Genomic DNA, 23,354 nt, shown 5'->3' on the forward strand with positions numbered 1-23,354 from the left:
CGAACTGATTGTCACTGGTGGCGCCTAGAGTTTCCTCCACTCGTCACGGTGCGTTGCCGCCGACGGGTTTCATCAGCGTGCCGCCGGCCCGGCGGCCGTCCGGGAAAACGGGGAGAACAGCGCATGGGGTGGGTTACGGCGGGCGACTACGAAGTCGCCCTGGAGGCGGGCAAGGTGGTCTGCCGCAACGGGAAGGGCCGACGGCTGAAGTCCGTCCCGGCCAAGTTGAAGGACGACCCGGCGGTCGTCGGGCTCCGGCAGTTGACCGAGTGGCTCGAGCGGCACGAACGGCGGTGCCTGACCGACGTCGAGCAGTGGATGGTGCGTTCGTTGCCCGTTCCCACGGCCGTGCTGGCCCGGGTCTGGCCCGACCCGGCGTGGCAGGCGGCCCTGCGGGACGCGGTGGTCACCGGCGCGGACGGCGGGGTGGCCGGGTTCCTGCGCGATGTCGATCCCGACCGCGGCCTGGGTCTCGTCGACCTGGACGGCGACACGGTCCGCATCACCCCGGACGTCGTCAGCGTGTCCCACCCCGTCCTCCTCGACGACCTCGACGACCTGCGGGAGTTCGCGGTCGAACTGGGCGTGAGGCAGAACGTGGAGCAGTTGTTCCGCGAGGTGTGGCGCCGCCCGCCGGGCCTCGCCCCGGAGACCACCTCCGTCGACACCTACGCCGGCGGTGTGTTCAAGGAACTGCGCTTCCTGCACGGGCGGGTCACCCAGCTCGGGTACCGGTCGCGCGGCGGATACGCGGTCTGCCCGGTCGTCGAGGACGGCGCCACCGTCGAGGCGCGCATCTGGATCGGCGAGCACGACGGATACGACGAGTACGACACCGAGACGGGCCCCCTGGGCTGGACCGACCCTGCGGGACGCGCGCTGACGGCGGCAGAGGTCGGCCCCGTCGCATGGTCCGAGGGCATGCGCATGGCGGCGGCGCTCTACGCCGGCCGCGACGTGGCGGACGAGGAGCGGGCGGCATGAGCATCACGACGACGGACACCGGCACGAACACGGCGGCGGGCACTGCGTCCCTCCCCGCCCAGACCCGGGGCGAGGGCACATACGCCGCCGGCGCGGCGGCCCTGCTGGACGCGGGTGCGATCCTTCCGGCCGGCACCACCGACCGGGACGACGCCGACGCGCTGACCGCCCGCACGTACACGCACACCGCCCTCGGCGACCGCTCCGTGGTCCGGCTCGTGCCCGGCACCCTCGGTGAAGCAGAGGACCTGGCCCTGGAGTTCCTCGGGCTGGCCCGGGCCGCCGAGGCCCCTGTCGTGGGCCAGGTGCGCCGCGAGACGCTGGGCTTTCCGGCCTGGGCGCTGGTCAACGACCCGGCCAACGGGCATCACGCCCTGGCCCTGGTCAAGGACATCGAGCGGCTGGGCCGGCAGGCCAGGACCCGCGCGGGGGCGGCCAAGGAGGGCTTCGACGCGCTCGGCACCCGGCTCGGCCGGGCCGTGCCCCACTTCCTCCCCACCTACTACGAGCAGGTGGCGCGCCTCTTCCTCCAGGCCGAGAACACCACCTACGCCGCGTCATTCTTCGGCAAGGCCCGCGAGGCCGAGCGGGTGCACGGGCTGGTCGTGGACGAGGACCGGCAGCGGGCCGTCTTCCTCGAGTTCGCCCTCGCCGGCGCGCTGACGGTCAAGGCGCTGCGACAGTACGTGCGGGACCTGGTCGCCCGGCTGGCACCGGCGGACGCCTGGGCGCAGTTCCGCCGCCTGCTGGTCGAGCGCTGCGCGGCCGGCATGCCGCCGTACGCGGCGCTCCCACAGGACGTGCGTACGCTGGTCAAGGCCGCCGGGCTGGACCGGGAGGCCGCCGAAGGCGAGCTGGTGGCCGATCTGATCGGCTCCCCCGGAGTCGTCCGCGCTCCCGCCTCGTTCTGGACGGCCTACCGCTCCGCGCTCGTCGCTCTTGCCCGACGGGACGGTGACGTGCGGGTCCGGCTCCTCGGCCTGTTCCCGGAGACCTTCACGGAGAGCGGCCGGGACACGGACGGCGACTCCGAGTGGCTCGCCCTGCTGGCCGAATCCGGTGCCGAGGACCTGCTGACAGCCCTCCCGGACGCCTCCGCCCCCTTCGGCGCCCCCGCCGTCTCCCCGGCGGACTGGCTCGCCCGCTGGGAGGCCCACCGCCGGCGCAACCGGGCCACCTCGGGCCGCAGCCCGCAGACCCTCGGCCTCGCCGCCCGGATGGCGGACCGGCTGCGCGCCGACGGGCACCCCGTCGAGCTGTTCCAGGGCCGCTGGCAGCGCACCGCCGATCTGGACCTCCTCGACCTCTGCCTGGCCTCCGGCGTGCCCGTCGCCGAGCCGGCCGAACAGGACGCGGGCGCACGGTCGCTCGGCGTCTCCTGCGGCCCCTGGCTCACCGACACCACGCCCGGTGCGCGGGATCTCACCGCCGTCGCCGCACGGCCGGTGTTCCGCGCCCTGCTGAGCCGGGACGTCGGTGGCCTCGGCGACCGGCACGGTCAGCGGCTGGGCGACGCGGGCATGGCGAAGCTGGCCGGGCACCCGGTGCTCTCCGAGATCCTGCGGGAGTGGATGACCGCCCGCGCCGAGGAGTACACGGCCGCGCGAGGACTCCCCGGGCTGCACACCGCCCTCAACAGGCTCTCCTCGTTCCGCGCCGTGGTCGCGGACGTCGCTCCGGAGGCCGTGCGGCTCCTCGAGGGCCACGACGTGGTGCCACTGCTGGCTTCCACGTTGCGTACCGGCGTTCTCGACGAACTCGGCTGGTCCGCATTGGACGAGGCCTACACGGAGCTGGCCGCCGAGGCAGCCAAGGCCGCCGCGGGCCCGCGGCACCGGCGCTCGGAGGGCGTCGGCGTCACCGGTGCCTGGCCCGCGCTGATCCTCAACACGCGCGAACGGGCCGTCGTCATCGGCCCGGACGGCGTTCTCCTGCGGCACACCCTGCGGGTGCCCGCCACCGTCGACCACTGGCGGACGCTCGCCTTCCGGTACGTCGACGGCGAGTTGCTGGTCATCTGGTGGGAGGACGGCAAGCAGCGCGGCTACTGGTCGCACCGCCCCGCCGAGGTGTTCGGCGTCGGCGGCGAGCAGATCCCCCGCTGGGGCGGCTCCGGCCCGTCGGACCAGGTCTGCCTGCCGCTGCCCCACGGTGGCCGCGCCACCGGAGGCAAGGCCCTGCACGCGGGTGACACCTCGCTCCCGCCCCAGCGCGCCGTCATCTCCGACGGCACCGGCCACTGGCGGGAAGGCCACCAGGGCACGCAGCGGGTGTGGCTGGAGTACGACCCGGCGGCTGGCACGCACGGCCGGGCGTCCCTCCCCGCGTTTCTTCGCTCCGGGGTGCGGGACGGCAGCCGGCTGCTCGCCGAACACTGCCAGGTGCTGCCCGTCCAGCCCGGTCTGGAGAGCACCCCGTTCGGTACGGACGGCACGGTCCTCGGCCGTTGGGTCCGCCGTACCGTGGCCGAGCCCGGCACGGCCGCCCCCGCCGACGGGCACCGGACCGTCGCCGGCACCCCCGACGGCCACACGGTGACCCTGCCGCACCCGCTGCCCGACGGCAGCTCTCCGGTGCCGCTCGGCGCCCTCACCCTGCCCGGCGGGTCCCGGCCGGTCATGGTCCTGCGTCACCGCTCCGTCGAGGCGTACCCGGAGGACACGGACGGCATCGGCGGCAGCCTGTGGTCCGTCACCCCCGGCTCCTCCGGCGGGAACAACGCGGCCGGCACCCCCTACCTGCCTCCCGTCGCCTACTGGCACGCTCTGCGCCCAAGGGACGAGCGGGGCTCCGCCGCCCTGCGCGACATGACGGACTCCCGCGCGAGCGAGCTGTTCAAGAAGGTCGTCGATGCGGTCGCCCAGCACACGGAGGCATTCCGGGCCGTCGAGGAGTACACCGGGCCGTCGGCGTGGGAACTGAGCCAGGAGGCTGTCGCCCGGGCGCTGCCCGAGGTGTCCGACGCAAGGCTTCTCGCAGGCGTCACCGCAATCGTCCGGAACGCCGTGGACCGGGCTGTCGCGGTCCTCCGGTATGTGGAACCACCTCAGCCCGCCCAGCCGGTCACTCCCCGGAACCCCGCCCACGTCCAGGGCATGTTCTTCGAGCACGAGCCCGAGCACGCCGACGACCTGACCGTGCGTCATGCGACCGCCTGGGCATCCGAGCGGATGCACGGCAGCTGGTGGGGAGGCGGGCTCCGGTGGACCGTGATCCGGCAGATCCTCGCCGTCAACCACGTGTTCGGCGGCGAGCCCGCGTTCGGTCCGCCCACGCCGTCCAAGATTCCGTTCACCCCCGTGGACGGTTGGCAGCGGGACGAGTACACCGTGCCCAGCGACGCCTCGGACTGGACCTCCCTCCTCGACAAGCTGCCCGAACTGGCCTACCGGGCCGCCTCGGCGACCACCTCCCCCGAGCACCGCACCGGTCTCCTCGTACTGCTGGAGACTCTCGCCGCAGGCCCGATGGCAGACCCGGCCGGCACGGTCCGGCAGGTGGAGCTCGTCGAGCCGTTCGTCGAAGGGGCACCCGGATCCGGCCGCCCCGAGGCCGTGCACCGCCTCGGCCAGGTGTTGCGCAAGGGCGCCCGCACCGTCGTGGTCATCGCGAGCCGCGGCCGGAACTCCCGGAACGACGCGGCACGCTGGCTCGCCCTGGACCACGACCCGACCGGCACCTTCGGCCCTGTCGCCGGCTTCACCATGGACCACGAGCACGTTCACCGGGAGGGCATCCCCCGGGACCGGCTCACCCGGCTCACCGCACTGGTACGGGAACAGGGCCCGGCACCCTGGCGTCCGGAGGCCGCAGAGGCGTTCCACACGGCCACCGGGATCGGTCCCCTCCAGTCCGCCGCCCTGCTGTCGGCAGCCGTCGAGGAGCCCGGCCCCGAGGCACTCGCGCTGCTCGGGGCGAAGACGCGTGCCTTCGAGGCGACCCAGGCAAGGCTGGCCGCCCTGCCCCGTGACGACCGGCACGCCCTTCTGAAGGCGCTGCTGCCCGCGGACCCGGCCGAGCTGTGGTCCACGGGTCCCGACGTCCGAACCGCTGCCGAGGTCTGGCAGAAGCGCCTGGCCTCCCTCGTCCGTGTCCCCGAGGAACTGGACCTCGACCTGTCCGGTACGACCCCGGGCGCCGTCGACCTGGTCCTCAACGCCGGCCACCGGAGCTGGCTCTCCCACGGCACCGAAATCCCGGGCGGCACCGGCCGCCCCGCCCTGCGCCGGGTGGGCGCACGAGGTGCGGTCCACGCAGCCCTGACCGCCCTGCGTACCCTCGCCTACACGCTGCCGTACGGGCACCCCCTGCGGGCGCACCTGCCCGTCGGGCTGGCGGCCCTGCGCGGTCGCCTCGCCGACCAGGGTCTGGTGCTGGACCTCGGTCTGGACTGGAGCGACTCGGGGGGCTCCATCGGCCCCGCGGTCCGCGCCGCCCACGGGCTCCCCGAGTCCGGCGGGGCGGACGCCGACGGTCTGGTCCGGGCCGGCACGGCGCTGCTTCTCGCCCCCGGCCACGGAAGCAGCGAGAAGCTGCTGATTCGCCCGGCCGGCCTGACAGGCCCCGACGACCCGGCGTTCGGCCTTGTCGAAGGCATCGTCAGCCCTCACAGCACCGGCGATGTGCTCGCGCTGCGCGCACTGCTGGGAGAGGAGACGGACGCGTTGGTCTCGGGGGGTGCCCCCGACGGCTCCCCGCACCACCCGGCCCAGGACCCGACGCGCGCGGTGCCCGACCTGGTGGCCGAGGCCGCCGCAGCCTTGAGCCTGAGCGCGGACACCGCCGCCCTCTACCTGATGCTGCTGGCCCTGCCCGACCCCACGGACCGCAACTGCGTCCGCTGGACCGGGTGGAAGCCGGCACGGGCCAAGAAGGCCAGGGCGGAGCTCGCCGCCACCGGCCTCGTGGTGGAGGCGAAGCGCTCCCGCGCCGGACGCACCCTGTTCCTCCCCTGCGGCTGGATCGAACGCGGCGCCCCCGGGCTGCCGCTGGAGACCTGGAAGGAACGCCTGTATCCCGTCGCGGGGCCCGCCCGGACCCTGCCCGACCTCCCCGTGCCCGCGCTGTTCGCAGCAGCCTGGGCACGGGTCCGCGGCGGCGACGCCCCGGCCTTCGAAGAACTGGACACCCGCGCAACCCGGAAGGGCCGCCGCTGATGACGAACGACACCACGACCACCAAGGACAGCACCACGGGCGGCGTCCCCGGCCAGGCGACGCCGCCCGGCCTGCAGCACCGCCAGATCACACCACCCGAGGACCGGTACGCCACCGAACTGGCCTTCCTCGCCGCCCACGACTCCGGCCCCCGGCCGCCCGGCTGGCTGCTCACCCCGCGCGCCGTCGTCACCTTCGTGATGGGCAGCGCGGGCGAGGCACTGGGTCTGCCGAAGGACGCCCGGCCCGGAGACGGGGTGCCGCGCCGCCTGGTGATCGAGCAGAAGTTCGTCGGCGAGCGCGCCCTGGTCGAACGGTGCGTGGTCACCCTGGCAGGAGAGCGCGGACTCCTCCTCGTGGGCGAGCCGGGCACCGCCAAGTCCATGCTCTCCGAACTGCTGTCGGCGGCCGTCTGCGGGACCAGCGCGCTCACCGTGCAGGGCACCGCCGGCACCACCGAGGACCAGCTCAAGTACGGCTGGAACTACGCGCTGCTGCTCGCCCAGGGCCCCACCGAGCAGGCCCTGGTGCCCTCCCCGGTACTCGCCGCCATGACCCGGGGGGCCGTCGCCCGCGTCGAGGAGGTCACCCGCTGCCTGCCGGAGGTCCAGGACGCTCTCGTGTCCCTGCTCTCCGAGCGGCGGATCGCCGTCCCCGAGCTCGCCGGCGGCGAGGGGTCCCAGGTGCATGCGGCCCCAGGGTTCACGCTCATCGCCACCGCCAACCTGCGGGACAAGGGCGTCTCCGAGATGTCCGCGGCACTGAAGCGGCGCTTCAATTTCGAGACCGTGGGGCCCATCGGGGACGTGGACGCCGAGACCGCGCTCGTCCGGCGTCAGTCGCGGGCAGCCGTCGAACGCGTGGGCGCCTCCTACCAGGTGGACGACGCTGTACTCGAAGCGCTTGTCACCGCCTTCCGGGACCTGCGCGAGGGCCGCTCCGCGGAGGGCTGGGAGGTCGAGCGCCCCTCCACGGTCATGAGCACGGCGGAGGCGGTCTCCGTCGCGGGCTCCCTGGGCCTGGCCGCCGCGTACTTCCCCGGTGACCGGGACGTGCTCTCCCTCGTGCCCGGCCATCTGCTCGGCGTCGTACGGAAGGACGACCCCGCCGACGCGGCGCGGCTCCTGGGCTACTGGGACGGGCCGGTGCGCAGACGCGCGGAGCAGGGGTCGGCCACCTGGCGTGCCCTGTGGGACCTGCGCGCGGTGCTGGAGAACTGACGGATGAGCGAGCCGACCAACCCCGAGACGCGGTCCACCGCAGAGGTGTCGCCGCCCGCCGGCGCGCCGGCCGCTTTCCTGGCCCAGGGCCCGGCAGCCGGGCCCGGCAGGCCCGCGGCCGGACCGGTCACCCCGGAGGCCGCGGCGGCGGCCCTCGCGGCGACCGGACCCGGGCTCCCGTTCTTGATCGGGGTGCGGCACCACGCCCCCTCTCTTGCGGCCGCCCTCCCGGCACTGCTGGACGCGGCAGCCCCCGACGTCCTCCTCGTCGAGCTGCCCGCCGAGTTCCAGTCCTGGCTGGGCTGGCTCGCCCACGAGGAGACCGAGGCCCCGGTGGCTCTGGCCGCCGTGCCCGCCGACAGACCGGGGCCCGCCCCGGCGGGCGAACGAGGACCGGCCTTCTACCCGTTCGCGGACTTCTCGCCCGAACTGGCCGCTCTGCGCTGGGCGGCCAGGAACGGGGTCCCGGCTGTGGCCTGCGATCTGCCGCTGGCCGACCGGGCGTGGGCGGGGGCCGGTCCGGACATCCCGGCCCCGGTCCCGGGCCCCGACTCCGCACCCCTGCCGGGGGAGGGGCACGGACTGTCCGTCGCGCTCCGGTCGCGGCTCACCGGCCGGGACGGCGACGACCTGTGGGACCGGCTGGTGGAAGCCCTGGCGCCCGGTTCGACACCGGAGGCGCTCCGCCGTGCCGCCCTGCTCACCGGCTGGGCGCTGCGACAGGAGGCCGAGGCGGGGAGCGGGGTGCACGGCACGGACCTGGCGCGCGAGGCCTGTATGCGCGGGCATGTCGCCGAGGCCCTGGCGAGCGGTCGGCGGCCGGCCGTGGTGGTGGGAGCCTTCCACGCCCCGGCGCTGCTGCCGCCCGCCGCCGGGGGCCTCGCACCGGACACGCCGGGCGTGTCGGGTGCCGCGTCCGAGCCGGCCGCGGACGGCCACGCGACCGCCGCTGCCGAGCCGGCCGCGTGCACGGTCTCCCTCGTTCCGTACACGTACCCACTGCTCGACTCACGGTCCGGTTACCCGGCGGGCATCCGGGACCCGGAGTGGCAGCACACCGTACTGGACGCCGCCGGAGACCCGGCCGCGCTGCACGAGGCACTGATCCGCACCGCGGTCCGCGTCTGCGCCGCCCTGCGCGAACAGGGCCACCCCTACGGCCCGGCGGACGGCCGGGAGGTCGTGCGGGTGGCCGGAGACCTGGCCCGTCTGCGCGACCTGCCCGCCCCCGGCCGCGGTGAACTCCTGGAAGCCGTGCAGACGGTGCTGGGGCGCGGCGAGACCTATGGCACGGGCCGCGCCGTCGCCCAGGCCCTCGAACGCGTACTCGTCGGGACCCGTACCGGACGGCCCGCGCCCGCCGCTCCACGCGGCGGACTGGGCCCCGCCGTCGAGGCCGAGACCGCGGCGCTCTCCCTCCCCGGCCCGGAGGACGCGCACGGGAGGACACCGCGCGATCTCCGGCTCGACCCGGCGCGCTCCTCCCTGGACCTGCGCCGCGAACTGCTGCTGCGCAGGCTGACGGTGTGCGGCATCCCTTACGCCCAGGAGCAGGGGGTGACCGGCGCGGCGGGGACGGAAGGGCTCACGACGCGCTGGCAGGTGCGGTGGACTCCGGCGACAGCCGCGATGCTCACCGCGGCCGGGGTCCGCGGCGTCACCCCGGCCCAGGCGGCCGAGGGCGTGCTGCGGCAGCGGCACGCGGCCGAGCGCGCGGAGGGCGGCCCGACGGCAGCCCAGGTCGTCCGGGGCCTCACGGATGCCGCCGCGTGCGGGCTCCCGGCCCTGGCCGGCGAACGGCTGACGGAAGTGGCGGCCGTACTCCCCGCGAGCGGCACCCTTCCCGAACTCCTCGCAGGGCTCGACCTGCTGGATCGCATCGATGCCGGCCACCTCCCGGGCCTGACCGTGCCCGATGACCCCTCAACCCTGTCGGCGATCCCCACCGACCGTGCTTCCAGCACCGCGCGCGCGGCGGAACTCCTGACCTCGGCCGCGGTCCGCCAGGTCCACGGCCTGACCGGCTCCGAGGAGCCCGAGGACGCCCGCGCGCTGCTCGAACTGGCCCAGCGGGCCGACCGGGTGGGCGGCATCCGGCTCACCGACGCCCTCGCCCGGCTGGCCGCCGACGGCACGCCGATGATCGCCGCAGCCGCCGGGGGAGTCAGGGTGCTCACGGGCCACGAAGAGGCCGAGACCTTCGGGAGGCGTGTCGCCTCCTGGGTGGACGGCGCCGTGGACAGCACCTCCCGGAGCGCGCTCACCGCCCGACTCACCGGCGTCCTGACGGTGGCGGGCCCGCTCCTGACCGTCGGCGCCGAAGCCCTCGACCCGTTGCTGCACCGGATCGTCGCATTGGACGACACCGCGTTCCTGGCCCGGCTGCCGGCCTTGCGCGGTGGCTTCGACACCCTGAGCCCGGCCGCCCGGGACCGGCTGCTGGACACCGTCGAAGAGCGGCTGGGCGAACGGGTGGACACCCTCGACGCCGACGACCCGGCCGAGCAGGCCCGCCGGACGGCCGCCGACCTCGCGGCCCGTGAACTCCTGGCCGGCCTCGGTCTGCCCGTTCCGCCACCAGGACACGACGACCGGCTCCCGCCGCCGTCCGGCCACCCCGTCACGACGCGCCCGACCGACGCACCCACCACCGAACCCTCCACCGCGGCCGTTCCCGAGGCCACCCCCGCGCGGACCGTCGCGCCCGCCGACCGGTGGCGGCTCGTGCTCGGCCGGCGCCCCGATCAACTGCCGTCCGGCGCCGCCCGCCTGGCGACAGCTCTGGACGAGCTCTACGGCGCGGGACACGGCGAGGGTTCCCGCAGCGGGCTGCCCGGCCCCGGCCGCGGTGGCGGCGGCCGGGAACCGTCGTTCCCCGGCGTCCGCGAGTGGTCCGAGGAACTTGCCGCGCTGTTCGGCCCCGGCGTCCGGGAGGAGGTCCTCGCCGCCGCAGCCATGACAGGGCGGCAGGACGTCCTCACCGCACTCGACCCGGCGGCCGCCACGCCCTCCGTAGAACTGCTCCGGACGATCCTGCGGTACGCCGGCGGCCTCCCCGAAGCCCGCCTTGCCGCGCTCCGGCCCCTGGTCCGCCGCCTGGTCGACGAACTGACCCGGCAGCTCGCCACCCGGCTGCGGCCCGCCCTCACCGGCACGATGACGGTCCGGCCCACCCGCCGCCCCGGGGGCCGCCTGGACCTGCCGCGCACGCTGCGCGCCAACCTCGCCACCGCACGCCGGACAGCCGACGGAACGGTCCAGGTGATACCCGAGAAGCCGGTGTTCCGCAGTCGCGCCCGCCGGTCGGCCGACTGGCGCCTGATCCTGGTCACCGACGTCTCAGGATCCATGGAGGCGTCCACGATCTGGTCCGCGCTGACCGCCTCCGTGCTCGCCGGGGTGCCGACCCTGAGCACTCATTTCCTGGCCTTCTCGACGGAGGTCGTCGACCTCACCGGCCATGTGCACGACCCCCTCTCCCTCCTGCTGGAGGTGAGCGTGGGCGGGGGCACGCACATCGCCGCCGGGCTGCGGCACGCCCGCAGTCTGATCGAGGTGCCCACCCGCACGCTCGTCGTCGTCATCAGCGACTTCGAGGAGGGCGCGCCGCTCGGCGGGCTGCTGGCCGAGGTGCGGGCCCTGGTGAACACCGGCTGCCACGTCCTCGGGTGCGCGAGCCTCGACGACGCCGGCCGGCCCCGCTACTCGACGGGCGTGGCCGGTCAGCTAGTGGCCGCCGGCATGCCCGTGGCAGCCCTCAGTCCGCTCGAACTGGCCCGCTGGATAGGGGAGAAGACCGCATGAACGCCGACCGGTTGCCACGCGTCGCACCGGAGGTCACGGCCACGCTCGTGGAAGACCTCTCACCCCGGCTGCGCAAGCGGCTGGACGCTGCGGTCACCAAGCTCGGAGCCCGCCCGGCGCATCGCGACGGGGACACGGTGACGATCGCGGTCGACGACGACACCGAGTTGCGCCTGCACGCCCCGGGCGGCGTGGTGGCGACGGCGGACGCCATCACCTGCGGTTGTCTCCTCGCTCCGGCATGTGTCCACCGCGCGGCCGCCGCCTGCGCCGCCCCCACGGCGGACCTGGCACCGGAGCCCGTCGACGAACCCACCGGGGCGTCACCCGGACCGGCCTCCGCGACGGACCCCGCGCCCACCCCCGGCGCCCGCACCCCCGGCGCCCCCACCCCGGACGCCCCCGGCTCCGTCTCCTCGCCCGAGGTGGCGAGCCCGGCCCAGCGTGGAGCAGCCGGCGCCCTGTGGTCGGCGGCCGCCGCCGTGCTGGAGGCCGGCGTCGACGGGGCCGGCGCCGTCACCCAGTCGGCCCTCCTCCGTGCCGCGCACACCGCCCGGCTCCAGCACCTGCCGCGCGCCGCCGGTGCAGCGCTGTCCGTCGTCACGCTGCTGCGCGCGGCCCGCGCCGGAGACCCGTCCTACCGCACCTCCGCCCTCGTCACGGCCCTGGCCGAACTCCTGGGCACCGCACACCGGGTGGGGGCGGCGTCCGGGGCGGAGCTGGCCGCCGTCAGCGGACGCGTACGCCGCCCGTACAGCCCGGACGGCTCGCTGCGCCTGTACGGCCTGTTCACCGAACCCGTGGTCACCGGCTCGGGGCACGGCGGCGTCCGCACCTGGGTCGCCGGGGCCGGCGGCCGTCTCTTCACGGTCGGTGACGTGGCCCCGGGGGGTGCCGGGCGTGCGCTGGGTGTGGCCGACCGGGCCGTGCGGCTGGGGGACAGCGCGCTCACCCACCGGGAGCTGGGCCGGGCCGGTCTGGCGGTCTCGGGGGCGACGGTCTCACCGGACGGCAGGCTGGGCGCCGGCAAGGGAGTCAAGGCCGTTACCGCCGGGGGCGCGGCGTGGACGGAGCCGCCGCTCGCCGCCCTGTGGGAGACACCGGTGTCCGAACAGGCCGCCCGAGCCCTGCGGTCCACCTCCCGCTACGCGGATCCGGCCGACGGCGGCAGCGACCTGCTCTTCCTGGATGTGGAACTCCTCGGCGCGGTGAGGGAGCCGGGCGGCACCTGCCTGCTCGCGCTGGGCGAGGGAGGCATCCACGTCCGGCTCACCGTCGCCGACGACGACCCCGCGCTCGCCCACCGCGACAATCTGATGCTGCTGGCCACGGCACCGGGGACACGGCTGAGGACCATCGGCCGTCTGGTGCCCGCCCTCCACCCCCGGCTCACCCTCCTCGCCTGCTCGCATCCCACCGGGGAGGGCACGATCGACCTCGGCCTCGACCGCCTGCGCCGAGCCGACCTCCCGGACCCGGCTGCCCCCGTGCACCACGCACCGCCCCAGCCCGGGGGGAGCGCAGGACAATCCCCCCTGTACCTCCTGGAGCGCCGGGTCGAGCAGACCGTCCCGGCGGGCCGTGCCGCCCTCGGCCTGCTGGGCGACGTAACCGCCGAGGCCCGCCGGATCCGCCGCGCGGGCCTCCCCACGGCCGCCGGCCTCCTCATCGCCCTGTGCGCCTCGGCGGCCCGACGTGAGCGCGACCTCTTCGGTCGCCTCCTGCCTGCCGACACCGACGGCTTCGCCACCCACTGGCTCGCCGCCGCCCGGTACACGGCCGCCGTGGCCGAGTCCCTGTGCGCGGCGGCCTGGGAGCCGGCACAGGGCCCGGTACCGGCCCCCGGGCTCGGCTGAGGCCGGTGACAGGAACGCGAGGACGGGCTGCCGTGAGCGCCTCGTCTTGGCGGTCACGCGGCGTGGGCCCCTTCCCCGGCCGGCCGCGCCCGAGATGCGGCCCCTGCCGGGAGTCGGTATCGCTGGGTATCCGGATCCGTGTGACGCGGAGCGATGTGGAAGGACCACGGCCATGGACGACTATCCGCTGCTGAATCTGTTCCTCACGATGCTGTACTTCTTCCTGTGGGTGATGTGGTTCTTCCTGCTCTTCAAGGTGATCACGGACCTGTTCCGGGACCACTCGTTGAGCGGATGGGGCAAGGCGGGCTGGCTGATCGCCGTCCTGGTCCTGCCCTACCTCGGGGTTCTTCTCTACCTTGTCCTGCGGGGGCGGAGCATGCGGGACCGTGACATCACGGAGGCGAAGGAGCAGGAGAAGGCGTTCCGTTCGTACGTGAGGAAGGCCGCCGGGCCGGGCGGCAGCGAGCACGTGGAGGAGCTGGCCAAGCTCGCCGAGATGAAGCGGAACGGCGATCTGAACCCGGAGGAGTACGAGAGAGCGAAGGCGAAGGTCCTCGCCTGAGCCCCTGCCTGTAGAGGCGGCGAAGGCCCCCCGGGCCCATGGCCCGGGGGGCCTGTCCACCACCGAGCCGCACCGCTACGCGGCGGCGGACCGCGCGAGCACGTGGGTGGCGCTGACCGCGCTCCTCGGCGGCCCGGTCCAAATGGCGAGCCGTCGACGGGTCCACACTGAACGGCTGCCCACCCTCCCGGCGGGACGGGGATTCGTATCGACACGCCTCCACTGCGAGGGATTCCAGCGACAAAACGGGCAGTCTGGTCGAATGACTTCGACGCCGAAACCGGCCCAGCCGTTCATCGCTCAGCAGCAGGCGGAACTGCGCCGGCGCCTCCCGTTCTCCGACGCACAGGACTTCGACGACGCGACACGAGGGTTCATCGGGCGGCGTGAACCGCACGCCGTCACGGCCGAGGACGGCACCACCGTGTGGGACAACGACACCTACGCGTTCCTCGACGGCGATGCTCCCGACACCGTGAACCCGAGTCTGTGGCGCCAGTCCCGCCTGGTGGCCACAGAAGGGCTGTTCGAGGTGGTCGAGGGGATCTATCAGGTTCGCGGTTTCGACCTCTCGAACGTGACCTTCGTCGAGGGCGACGCGGGTGTCGTCGTGATCGACCCGTTGCTGTCCAAGGAGACGGCCGCCGCGGCCATCGCGCTCTACCGCGAGCACCGTGGCGACCGGCAGGTGACCGGCGTCGTCTACACCCATTCGCACGTCGATCACTTCGGCGGCGTCAAGGGGGTCACCACGCAGGATGACGTCGATGCCGGGCGGGTGCCCGTCCTGGCCCCCGCGGGCTTCACCCACCACGCCGTGGCCGAGAACGTCTACGCCGGCACCGCGATGGGGCGCCGGGCCGCCTACATGTACGGGGCGGCACTCGCCCGAGGTCCGCAGGGACAGGTCGGTGCCGGACTGGGACAGACGACGTCGACGGGCACCATCACCCTCATCCCACCGACCGTGGACATCACGCGGACGGGTCAGGAAGAGGTCGTCGACGGCGTCCGCATGGTCTTCCAGATGGCCCCGGACACGGAGGCGCCGTCGGAGATGCTCATCTATTTTCCCGACTTCAAGGCCCTGTGCGCGGCCGAGGACGCCACGCACACCCTCCACAACCTGCTGACATTGCGCGGCGCGGTGGTCCGGGACCCGCACTCGTGGTCGCACTACCTCACCGAGTCGATCGACCTGTTCGGCGACGGAACGGACGTCGTATTCGCCTCGCACCACTGGCCCACCTGGGGCCAGGACCGTGCGGTGCACTACCTCAGCGTCCAGCGGGACCTTTACGGCTACCTGCACGACCAGTCACTGCGCCTGATCAACAAGGGGTGGACGGGCACCGAGATCGCCGAGCACCTCCAGCTGCCGCCGGCGCTGGAGAACGCGTGGAGCACCCATGGGTACTACGGCTCGGTGAGCCACAACCTCAAGGCCGTCTACCAGCGTTACATGGGATGGTTCGACGGCAACCCGGCGCACCTGTGGCAGCACACTCCTGTCGAGGCAGGCAAGCGGTACGTGGACTTCATGGGGGGCGCGGACGCGGTCGTCGACAAGGCGCGCGGCTCCTTCGAGCAGGGCGACCTCCGGTGGGCCGCCGAAGTGCTGAGCCATGTCGTGTTCGCCCAGCCGGACCACACCGCGGCGCGCGAACTGCTCGCCGACACCTACGAGCAGCTCGGTTACGGCTCGGAGAACGGCACGTGGCGCAACTTCTACCTGTCCGGCGCCACCGAGCTGCGTCAGGGACAGTTCGGCACCCCCACGGTCGCGGCGTCGCCGGACGTCATCGCGAATCTCACGCCGCCCATGCTGTTCGACGCGATCGCCATCCAGATCGACGGCCCCAGGGCGTGGGAGGAGACTCTCAGCATCGACGTCCACATCACCGACTCCGGCGAGCGGTACCGGCTCCGTCTGGCCAACGGCGTACTCACCTACTCCGCGGCGGAACAGAAGGGTACCGCGGACGTCACCCTGAGGACTGCCGCCCGCGCCCTGCCGGCGCTCGCCCTCGGCGGCCTGTCCCCGGAGCGGCTCGCCGACGCGGGCATCCAGGTCGACGGCGACGCCTCCGTCCTCGGCCGGCTCGCCGCCGTGCTCGACGGGGGCGACCAGGACTTCCCGATCGTCACTCCCTGACCCGAGGTCTCCGGGAGCGGTTTCGCGCCGGCTCGACGGAGACCGACTCACTGAGAGGGGACCGGCCATGGCGTCAGTCGATGTGACCGCGGTCCACCGCATGACGGAGACCCTGTTCATCGACCGGTCGCTGCGGAGCCCGAGCTCGACACGGTTCTGGGGACTGCTCGCGCTGGCTTCGGTCATCGCGAGCGCCGGAGTGGTCGGGGACTCGACGGCCACGGTCATCGGCGCGATGATCGTGGCTCCGTTGATGACCCCCATTCTCGGCAGCGCGCTCGCGCTCGTTCTCGCCGACCGGCCGCAGGTCGTACGGTGCGTGCTGCTGGTGCTCGGAGGGGCGCTGGCGGTGGTGGTGATCGGCATGCTGCTCGGCTGGATCGTCTCCCCGCCGGACGCCTTCTCCTCCAACAGCCAGGTGTCCTCGCGGATCAGCCCCCGCCTCATCGACCTGCTCGCCGCTCTGGCCACGGGGACGGTCGGCGCCTTCGCGCTCGTCCGCGCCGACATCTCCGACACCCTGCCCGGAGTGGCGATCGCCATCTCGCTGGTTCCGCCCCTCGCGGTGACCGGACTGCTGATCACGGTCGGCCGGTACCACGACGCCGCCGAGGCCGCCCTGCTGTTCGGGACCAACGTGGCCGCCATCGTGGCGACCGGAACAGTCGTCTTCCTGCTCTACGGAATCCGGGGCGCGGCTCAGGAATCGGGGCTGCGAGTCGGCCGGTTCCGCGGATGGACCCTGGTGGCCGTCGCGATCGTCGTCCTGCTGGTCTCGGTGCCCCTGACGAGCGGCACGGTGAGCGTCGCGCGGGATCGCACGCTCGCCGCTGACGCCAGGCCTGTCGCCGAAAGGTGGGCGGCGGCGGGAAAATGGCAGCTCGCCTCGGTCGAGGCCCGGAACGGCACCGTCGTCATCGGTGTCCTTGGGCTCCCGCCGCAGCCCGCTCCCAGCGCGTTGCGCTCCGCCCTCGACCGCGACGGAATGGCGGACGCCGACCTCGAACTGCACCTGGTGGGGGGCCGGACACACTGGTGCCCGGCCGACACGGACAGCTGTACGGTACGGGACGCCAGGCACCGCTGACCTCGCGGGGAGGCGTGGCATGCCGGATGCCTCGTCGTGACTGTCGACGCAGCATTCCGGCATCCCGGCGCTTCGCCGACAGGGACGGGCCGGCGCTTGCTGCGACGCGCTCAGCGATGCCGCGTCTCGTCCATCAGACTCCTCGCCCACATCGCCCGGCGCGTCCCGGCCGGATACGGCAGTGCTCCGGCCAGCGACTCGGCCCGTGTCAGCTCCGTGGCGCCCTCCGGCGCCGGCGCGAGCCAGGACAGGGACGTTCCGAGCACGATCCGCGCCTCCACCTCCGCGAGGCGCTCCCCGGTGCGCTCGGCCCGCGCCACCTCGGCGCGCGCGAGCCGTACCGCGGCGCCGGTGCGCCCCGACAGGAGCTCCGCCCAGGCCATCAGTACCGGAGCGTCGTCGGCGTGCCCGTCCAGGGCGCGCAGCGCGTCGTCGGGACGGCGGGCGTACAGCGCCAGTTCGGCACGCGCCGTGCGTACCTCGTGCTCCGCCTGCCGGTCTCCGTGCGCCGCCGCGACCCGTTCGGCGCGGTCCAGGAGGGCCACGCCTTGCGCCGTCTCTCCCGAGAAGAGCCGTACGCGTGCCATCGTCGCGAGCGTGTAGGGGAAGCACCACGCGTCGTACGCCTCCGCGCCCGCGACCGCCTGCTCGGCGAGGACACCGGCCGGCTCGGGCTCCTCCAGCAGGAGCCGCAGCTCGGCCAGGTTCGTCCGCTCGAACGCCGCCGCGGTCGGATCACCGGACTGTTCGGCCAGCCCGAGCGCACGGGCACCGATCTCGACGGCCTGGCGCAGCCTGCCCGACCGCCGCGCGTTCTCACGCAGCGTCGACAGGACCGAGCCGAGCAAGGTGGGGTCCCCGTACGCCTCGGCCGGTGCCAGTGCCTCGTCACCCGCCTCGCGCGCCTGGTCGAAGCGGCCGGCCAGCCCCAGGTTGGCGGCCTGCAGCGCGAACGCGCGGGCCACGAGCCCCTGACCGCGTGCTCCCGGTACGCCGCGCGCGGCCGCCAGAGCTCTCCGGGCAGCCTCTGCTCCGGCCGCGTACCGTCCCTGGACGCACCGGACGACGGACAGGGCCAGGAAGTGGCCGGCGGCCGGTTCGGGGGCGGTGTACTCGGTCACCGGGTGTTCGCGCAGAGCCCTGCGGCCGGACCGGGGGGCGCTCGCCTTGACGAGTGTCTCGGCGAGCAGCGCCGCCGCGAGAACCGCGTCGTCGTGCTCGCCGCGTCGCTCGAACTCCGCCAGGGCGAGACGCACGGTGTCGGCCGCCTGGACGAAGTGGCCCATCCGCCGCAGGACATGGGCATGAGCGAGCCGGGCCCGGGCCGCGTCGATGTCCAGCCGGTCCACGAGATCCCGGTAGTAGCGGTCGGCGGTGTCGTTGGCGTACAGGGCCGCGGCCCGCTCGGCCGCCCGGCGCAGGTACTCCGCGGCGCGCGGATCGTCGGCGCGGGCGAAGTGCGAGGCCAGGGTGTCCACGGCGTCGGGGCGGCGTCGTTGGACGGCCTGCGCGAACGCGGCGTGCAGCTGCCTGCGGCGGACCACGGTCAGCTGTTCGTAACACGTCAGCCGGACCAGCGGATGGCGGAAGGCCACCCCGGCCACGGGGCGCCCGGCCACCACGATCTGCCGTTCCTCGACGAGCGAGGCGGCGATGGCCCGCTCCAGGGCGTCGGCCGCCGCGGCGCCGGACACCGGCGGCCGGAGCCCGTGTTCGGCGACATCGAGCAGTTCCGACAGCGCGGCCTCGCCCCCGGCCACGGAGAGCGCCTCGACGACGCGGCGGGCGTCCGCGTCGATCCGTACGAGCCGGTCGGAAACCAGTTCCCGCACCCCCTCGGGGGCGAGGTCGCCGGTGCCGCCGGCAGACAGGTCACGGGCGAGCTCGACGGCGAACAACGGGTTGCCGACGGAGAGTTCCCAGACGCGACGGACGTGTTCCGCGCGCGCCGGTCCCGGGGCGGCGTCGCGGACCACCGCCAGACACGCCTCCTCGTCGAGCCGGCCCAGCTCCTCGCGGACGCACAGACGCTGGCGGAGCAGCGACGCCACGACCGAGCGGCGCCTGTCACCCTCGGGGAGTTCCTCCTCGCGGTACGTCACCAGGAACCGCAGCGCCGTCCCCCGCTCCACGGACCGCCGGGCCAGATGGCCGAGCAGCTGGTACGACCCGCTGTCGGCGGCGTGCAGATCGTCGAGGACCACCAGGACCGGGCGCACCGCGGCAAGGTCGCCGAGCAGCGCCGTGCTTGCCCGGAACAGCCGGTCCCGCTCCTCCTCCGGGCTGCGTTCACCGGTCGCCCCCACCTGCCCGAGTGAAGGGAGGAACGCGGCCAGTTCGGGGTATTCGGCACCGACCCGCGCGCGCTCGGCAGCGGTGTGCCCGGCGAGCCAGCCCTCGAGCGCCTCCGCGAAAGCCCCGTACGGCGTCTGCCCCTCCGCGTCCTGGCCGCCGCCCCACAGCACGGCCGTCCCGGCCGCGACGGCCCGCCGCGCCACCTCACCCACCAGGCGGGTCTTTCCTACACCAGCCTCGCCGGTGAGCAGCGTGACCGGAGGACCGGTCTCCGCGAGGAGCCGGTCGAGCACAGCATCGCGGCCACGCAACGGCGGCGCGGAGCCCCCGGCCCGGAGCGGGGCCGGGAGAAGAGGGGCGGCAGGGCCGGGGGCGGGAGCGGAGGCGAGGGCGGCCCTGTGCAACCGCTCCGTCTCCGGCCCCGGCCGGACCCCCAGCTCCGTGTCGAGGGCCTCGCGGCACACGTGGTACTGCTGCACGGCACGCCGGCGCAGTCCCTGGCGCAGCCAGGCGTCGATGAGGATGCGGTGGGCCAGCTCCTCGGCAGGACTGGCCGCGAGGACCTGCTCGGCGACGGCGACCGCGTCGGCCGCGGCCCCCCGGTCCAGGTGCTCCCTGCCGAGGCGGAGCAGCAACTGCTCGCGCAGCAGGGCGAGCCGGCCGCGCCGGTCGTCGGCCCAGCGTGCGTAGCGGTCCTCCGGCAGCAACTCACCGGTGAACCGTCCGAGGGCGGCCGTCAGTTCGTTCGGTCCGCCGTCGGCGAGTGCCGCCCGTGCCGACGACTCGGCCTCGTCCGCGTCTATACGCACGGTCGCGGGGTCGAGTCGGAGGAACGCGCCGTCGGAGATCAGGTACGAGGAGGCGGCGCGGGGGAGGAGTTCCGGTTCCAGGGTGTGGCGAGCGCTGTGCAGAGCCACGCGCAGACTGCCCGCGGCGGTCCGCCGATCGGCGTCGGGCCAGCAGGTGGCGATGACCTGTTCGCGGTGGAGGCGGTGTCCTGGGACGACGGCGAGGAGCTTCACCAGGGCGCTCGCACCGGGTCGCGGCCACCGCTCGGCGAGCGCGGGGCCGCCGTCGCGGGTCGCCCGGAACCCACCGAAGAGGCGCAGACGCAGCACCGGCGCTGCTGGGCTGGTGCCTTCGGGTCCTCGCGCGTTCATCAAGGCGCACTGTAATGGAACGCGTGGTGAACCCACGGGTGGGACCAAGGGGCGGAAGCCGCTGACCGGACCGGTTCCACGCGGCGGCTCCGGGACGGGCCCCGACCGGTCGCGGAGCCGGTCAACGACGCCCGGTGCGCCGGAGCCACGCGCAGCCGCCGGGCACCATCGATCTGTCCGGCAGAACGCCGAGCTGTTCAACCACTACCGCAGCGTGCTGGGCCGGCATCTGTCCGGCCGGCCACGGAGGCGGATCGTCGACGGTCGCCGGCCTCCCGGCGGCTTCTGCCACCCGGCCGGAGTGCCAGGTCAACTCGACGCTTCGTCCCGTCGGCGGTTGTGGCCGACTGTGGCGGGGATGGCGCTGTCGATGAGGACGGCGGCGATCGCGGCGGCGGTGGGGAAGGCGTCGGCGTCGAGGACCCGGGTGCGGGCCGCGGCGCCGTCGATGAGCAGTGCGAGCTGCTCGCCGAGCTGTTCGGGGTCGGCGGCTCCGGCTTCGCGGGCGGTGTCGGCGAGCCGCGCGGCGACGGCCTTCTTGTAGTCGCGCGCGTACCGGGACGCGGGGTGCTGGGGGTCGTGGAGCTCGACGGCGGCGGCGATGTAGGGGCACAGGGGTGTCGTGGGCGGGATGTCGAATGCGGCGAGGAGTCGTTCGCGGGGTGTGAGGTCGGTGCGGTCGAACACCTCGGACAGAACGGAGGGGTCGAACCGGCGCAGGTATTCGGCGACGAGTTCGTCCTTGCCGGTGAAGTGCTGGTAGGCCGTGCGCTTGGACACCTCGGCCGCCGCGCAGAGCTCGTTCATGCCGGTGCGGTTGATGCCCTGCTCGCGGAACAGCTGCTGGGACGCGCCGAGGATGCGCTCGCGGGCGCCCCGGCCGCGGCGGCGGCCCGTGGGGCCCTTCTCCATCTCCGTCATGGGTTCATCCTACCGCAGGCAGGTAACGGTCGGTGTACATAGTTGCGCCCCGGCTACCCGCCCCGTACCGTAAGCACACAGGGCGGTTTACATAACCCCGTCACGCCAGGACCACAGGGCACCACCGACCCGAGGAAACGACTATGGGAAAGCTCGACGGCAAGGTCGCGGTCATCACCGGCGGCACCACCGGCATGGCGCTGGCCGGTGCGAAGCTGTTCGTCGACGAGGGAGCACACGTCTTCATCACCGGCCGCCGCCAGGAGGCCCTGGACGAGGCCGTGGAGCAGATCGGCCGCAACGTCACCGGTGTCCGGGGCGACGCCGCCGACCTGGACGACCTGGACCGCCTGTACGACACCGTCAAGCGGGAGAAGGGAAGCCTCGACGTGCTGTGGGCCAGCGCCGGCGGCGGCGAGCCCGCCCCGCTCGGCGAGATCACCGAGGCCCAGTTCGACACCTGGTTCGGGCTCAACGCCCGCGGCACCCTGTTCACCGTGCAGAAGGCCCTCCCGCTCTTCAACGACGGCGGTTCCATCCTCATGACCGGCTCCAACGCCTCTCTCGGCGCCTTCCCCGGCTGGAGCGTCTACGCCGGCAGCAAGGCCGTCCAGCAGGCCTGGGCCCGCGTCTGGCTCAACGAACTCAAGGACCGACGCATCCGCGTCAACGTCCTGACCCCCGGCCAGGTCGCCACCGCCAAGCAGGCAGAACTCTTCGACGAGGCCACCAAGCGCCAGTTCGAGTCCCTCATCCCCCGCGGCCGGATGGGCAGCCCCGACGAAATCGCCACCGCCGCCCTCTTCCTCGCCTCCGACGACTCCAGCTACGTCAACGGCATGGAACTCGTCGCCGACGGCGGCACCACCGCCCTCTGAACCGGGCTACCCACACCCAAGACCAGGGACAGGACACCTCATGAGCAACATCAGCATCATCGGCACCGGGAACATGGCCCGCACCATCGGAGCACGGGCGATAACGGGCGGCTACACCGTCGAGATCATGGGCCGCGATCGGTCCAAGGCGACCGACCTGGCCAGAACTCTCGGCGGCGGCACCACGACGGGAGAATGGGGCTCCGCCCCGGCCGGGGACATCGTCATCGTGGCCCTGTTGCACGACGGCGTCGTGCCGGCCGTCGCCCACTACGGAGCCGCTCTCGCGGGCAAGGTCATCGTCGACATCAGCAATCCCTTCAACTCCACGTTCGACGGGCTGGCCCACCGCGGGGAGACCTCGATCGCGCAGGAAGTCGCCAAGGCGGCCCCCGCGAGCGCCGGCGTGGTGAAGGCGTTCAACACCGTCTTCCGCCACGTCCTGGAGAAGGGCGGGCCCGACGTCTTCCTCGCCGGCGACGACGCGCAGGCCAAGGCACGGGTGGAAGCGTTCGTCGAGAGCCTCGGGATGCGCCCGCTGGACGTCGGCGGCCTGACGATGGCGCACTGGCTGGAAGGAGCGGGCGTGGTCACCGTCGGCCTCGCCAACCACGGGGTGGGCAACCTGGACTTCGCCCTCGGCGTCATCGAGCTTCCCGTCTGACCGAACGGTTCACGGAACACCGAAGGGGCTTGCCACGAAGCTCGGTTTCACACTTGGACCTTGGCCACGACACGCTGGGGGGCGGTGATCGCCTGGTCCAGCCGGTCGACACGCACAGCACCTATCCGGGCAGGGAGCAGCCCTACCCACCGCAGATGAAGCGCTACCTCGACCCGGTGCTGCTGTGGACCGTCGCCGCGACGGCTACCAGCCGGGTGCGGCTGAACGCCGGCACCCTCAGCACCTTCTACTGGGAGCCCCCGCATCCGGCCCGGATGCTGACCACGCTCGACGTGCTCAGCGACGGCCGTCTCCAAGCCGGAGTGGGACTCGGGTGGATGAAGGACGAGCACGACATCTCCCGCAGCGCGGACCGGCACCGGCGCGGCGTTGGGCTCGTCACGTCACTTCAGGAAGGTGAAGGTGTATGCGTGAACCTCCCGGGCCCAGGCTCCCGCCGTCCTGTCCCCGGGCGGCCCGGATCAACGGCCCGTGACCGCAGGCGGCTTGTTCGACATCGCTGAGCCGTCGAAGTTCCTCCATGCTCCCGACGTACCGAGCGGTCCCGGGAACTGGTTGCCCGGAGCGCGACAACGCCCCAGGCAACCG

The 23,354-nt window shown here is 73.9% G+C and carries 13 protein-coding genes; 11 read left to right on the plus strand and 2 right to left on the minus strand.

Translation table 11 applies throughout. The features are described 5' to 3' along the window. Window positions 1-123 precede the first annotated feature (123 nt). From ACZ32T_RS13600 to ACZ32T_RS13635, 8 genes are all read left to right on the plus strand, one after another. Window positions 124-984, plus strand: a complete 861-nt coding sequence (locus ACZ32T_RS13600) for a DUF4132 domain-containing protein (RefSeq protein ID WP_467269985.1) — start codon at window positions 124-126, stop codon at window positions 982-984. Next, window positions 981-6,140: a hypothetical protein gene (locus ACZ32T_RS13605; protein ID WP_467366906.1), complete on the plus strand. Its 5,160-nt coding sequence runs from the start codon at window positions 981-983 to the stop codon at window positions 6,138-6,140. The genes ACZ32T_RS13600 and ACZ32T_RS13605 overlap by 4 nt, the downstream gene beginning before the upstream one ends. Further along, entirely contained in the window at window positions 6,140-7,360 is a 1,221-nt protein-coding gene (locus ACZ32T_RS13610; protein ID WP_467269989.1) for an ATP-binding protein, read from the plus strand. Before ACZ32T_RS13605 ends, ACZ32T_RS13610 begins: the two co-directional genes overlap by 1 nt. 3 nt (window positions 7,361-7,363) lie before the next feature. Next, window positions 7,364-11,164, plus strand: a complete 3,801-nt coding sequence (locus ACZ32T_RS13615; RefSeq protein ID WP_467269992.1) for a vWA domain-containing protein — start codon at window positions 7,364-7,366, stop codon at window positions 11,162-11,164. After that, window positions 11,161-13,020 (plus strand): hypothetical protein, encoded by a 1,860-nt coding sequence (locus tag ACZ32T_RS13620; protein WP_467269994.1) that lies wholly within the window; start codon window positions 11,161-11,163, stop codon window positions 13,018-13,020. Before ACZ32T_RS13615 ends, ACZ32T_RS13620 begins: the two co-directional genes overlap by 4 nt. A gap of 172 nt (window positions 13,021-13,192) precedes the next feature. Then, on the plus strand, window positions 13,193-13,585 hold the full coding sequence (locus ACZ32T_RS13625) for an SHOCT domain-containing protein (RefSeq protein WP_467269996.1): 393 nt from the start codon (window positions 13,193-13,195) through the stop codon (window positions 13,583-13,585). A 262-nt stretch (window positions 13,586-13,847) separates the two neighbouring features. Then, complete coding sequence (locus tag ACZ32T_RS13630; protein ID WP_467269998.1) at window positions 13,848-15,740, plus strand: alkyl/aryl-sulfatase; 1,893 nt, start codon at window positions 13,848-13,850, stop codon at window positions 15,738-15,740. 67 nt (window positions 15,741-15,807) lie between these two features. Beyond that, window positions 15,808-16,827: a DUF389 domain-containing protein gene (locus ACZ32T_RS13635; RefSeq protein ID WP_467270000.1), complete on the plus strand. Its 1,020-nt coding sequence runs from the start codon at window positions 15,808-15,810 to the stop codon at window positions 16,825-16,827. A gap of 110 nt (window positions 16,828-16,937) precedes the next feature. Here ACZ32T_RS13635 and ACZ32T_RS13640 read toward each other — a convergent pair whose 3' ends face one another. Together ACZ32T_RS13640 and ACZ32T_RS13645 are read right to left on the minus strand one after the other, a co-directional pair. Then, entirely contained in the window at window positions 16,938-20,282 is a 3,345-nt protein-coding gene (locus ACZ32T_RS13640; RefSeq protein ID WP_467366908.1) for an ATP-binding protein, read from the minus strand. Between the two features lie 309 nt (window positions 20,283-20,591). Further along, the gene (locus ACZ32T_RS13645; RefSeq protein WP_467366910.1) at window positions 20,592-21,203 is read right to left on the minus strand and encodes a TetR/AcrR family transcriptional regulator; all 612 of its coding nucleotides are present in this window, start codon (window positions 21,201-21,203) and stop codon (window positions 20,592-20,594) included. A gap of 143 nt (window positions 21,204-21,346) precedes the next feature. Between ACZ32T_RS13645 and ACZ32T_RS13650 the strand changes: the two genes are divergently transcribed. From ACZ32T_RS13650 to ACZ32T_RS13660, 3 genes are read left to right on the plus strand one after another with little or no spacing between them, the layout of a single operon-like run. Then, window positions 21,347-22,081 carry an SDR family NAD(P)-dependent oxidoreductase gene (locus ACZ32T_RS13650; RefSeq protein WP_467366912.1) on the plus strand — a complete coding sequence of 245 codons (735 nt, stop codon included), beginning with the start codon at window positions 21,347-21,349 and terminating at the stop codon, window positions 22,079-22,081. A 40-nt stretch (window positions 22,082-22,121) separates the two neighbouring features. Further along, window positions 22,122-22,745: an NADPH-dependent F420 reductase gene (locus tag ACZ32T_RS13655; RefSeq protein ID WP_467366914.1), complete on the plus strand. Its 624-nt coding sequence runs from the start codon at window positions 22,122-22,124 to the stop codon at window positions 22,743-22,745. Window positions 22,746-22,798: 53 nt separating this feature from the next. Beyond that, window positions 22,799-23,269: an LLM class flavin-dependent oxidoreductase gene (locus tag ACZ32T_RS13660; protein ID WP_467366916.1), complete on the plus strand. Its 471-nt coding sequence runs from the start codon at window positions 22,799-22,801 to the stop codon at window positions 23,267-23,269. Window positions 23,270-23,354: the final 85 nt, after the last annotated feature.

It is taken from the genome of Streptomyces sp. NPDC023573, from assembly GCF_055559735.1.